2 protein-coding genes are annotated in these 1,477 nt (G+C 66.8%); both read right to left on the bottom strand.

Going from position 1 to position 1,477, the window contains the following annotated elements:
• The coding region (locus ACLD7X_RS16715; protein ID WP_411424816.1) for a serine hydrolase domain-containing protein at nucleotides 1–520 on the bottom strand (520 nt) is incomplete at its 3' end.
• A 230-nt stretch (nucleotides 521–750) separates the two neighbouring features.
• Nucleotides 751–1,477 (bottom strand): hypothetical protein (locus ACLD7X_RS16710; protein ID WP_411424815.1); only part of this gene is annotated, 727 nt, incomplete at its 5' end.

Raw genomic sequence — 1,477 nt, 5'->3', positions numbered from 1 at the left:
GGGCGCCGTTGACCGGGCTCGCGATCACCTCATGCGCGCAGACGCCTGAATTGCGCAGCTCATGGCCCGCGCTGTGGGTCAGGAGATCCTTGATGCTGATTTTCGCCCCGCGTGCGCCGGGAAGCTGGAGCCGTTCCAGATAGGCGTTGGCAGGCTCTTCGATCGACCGGATTCTGCCAGCCTCGACGAGCTGCAGAATGGCGATACCGGTGAAGGTTTTGGAAATCGACCCGATCAACAGACGGGTCTGGCCGGGCTCCAGCGGTTGATCCGGATTGTATCGCGCTAGGCCATACTGCGTGCGAAGCGCCCCGCGACCGTCGCGCACCACCACCAGCGCCATGCCGGAAAAGGCGCCGTCGCTGTAGGCTTTGCCGAACGTATCATCGCTCCAGCGAGCCAGCGCCGCGTCGCCCAAATCGCCGGCGGCGTCGGCGCGGACGGGCTGCGTCGTCTGGGCGAGGGCGTACGTCCGCGCCCCGACCAGCGTCGCAAGCGCCACCGCGAACGCCAACAGCATGCGCGGGACTGCGCGACATCCAGGGAGCCAGTTCATGGAGATGGTCCTGTGTTGCCGGCGCGGATGGCGCCGGTCGCCGGGTCGGCGAGGAGTAGGCGTGACTGCAACGCGCGACCGCCGCCGCGCTGGAACGCCGCCATCCCTTTCCTAGCTTCCGAGCCCTCAACGTGTGTCAACAGCCAGCTCCTCGTCGTCGACGGCGCGCTGAAGGCAACCCGCCAAGCCAGGCGTTAGGGAAAGTTCCAGCCGATCCCGTTCCAGAAGTGCAGGTAGGTCAGGAACGCGGCGAGCGCGGCGAGGCCGATGACCGCGAACGCCCAGCCCCCCAGGCTCCGCGGCCGGCTGACACCCGTGACGGCGCCGATCACGTAGGCCAGGGCGATCCCGGCCGCCGCGATCGGAATCCCCAGCAGGAGCTTGCCGATTTCCGGCGGGCCGGCCTGAACATCCAGCTCCGACAGGCTCTGGGCGATGCTGATGAAGACGTAGAAGCCGACGCCGCACGCCAAGAGCGCGATCGCGAGCCCGACATAGCCTACTGCCGGCCCCGCAGCTGCGCCGCGCAGCGCCCCAATCGCTGTGACGAGGCCGAGTACGCCCAAGCCCGCTAGACCAATGACGAAGACCCAATAGGCAAGAGCATTGAACGCCTGTGTTTCCCAGGACTGGAGCTTGAAGGCGGTGACGAACGGAAACGTGCCTTGGTTCAGCGTCATTCGTCCGCCATAGCCGGGCGCGAGAGAGAGCAGTTCGCCTGTGGTCACGTGACGGAACAGCCCCGAACCGTCGACCGGCGCGTACTCTCCGGGGCTCAGCCGGCCGATGACCAAAAGCGTTCCCTTGCCTGTATCCTTCACCGCAAATTCGGACGTCAGCTGCAGCATCTTCTCCACCGTGGTGAAGGCCCACCGGTAGTGGCGATACGCCCCTGCGAACTGGGAGAGGTCCGGCGGGGCG

It is taken from the genome of Aphanothece microscopica RSMan92 (assembly GCF_046613545.2).
Classification (GTDB): Bacteria; Cyanobacteriota; Cyanobacteriia; order PCC-6307; family Cyanobiaceae; genus NIES-981.
This window is presented reverse-complemented; position numbering and strand designations above follow the sequence as displayed.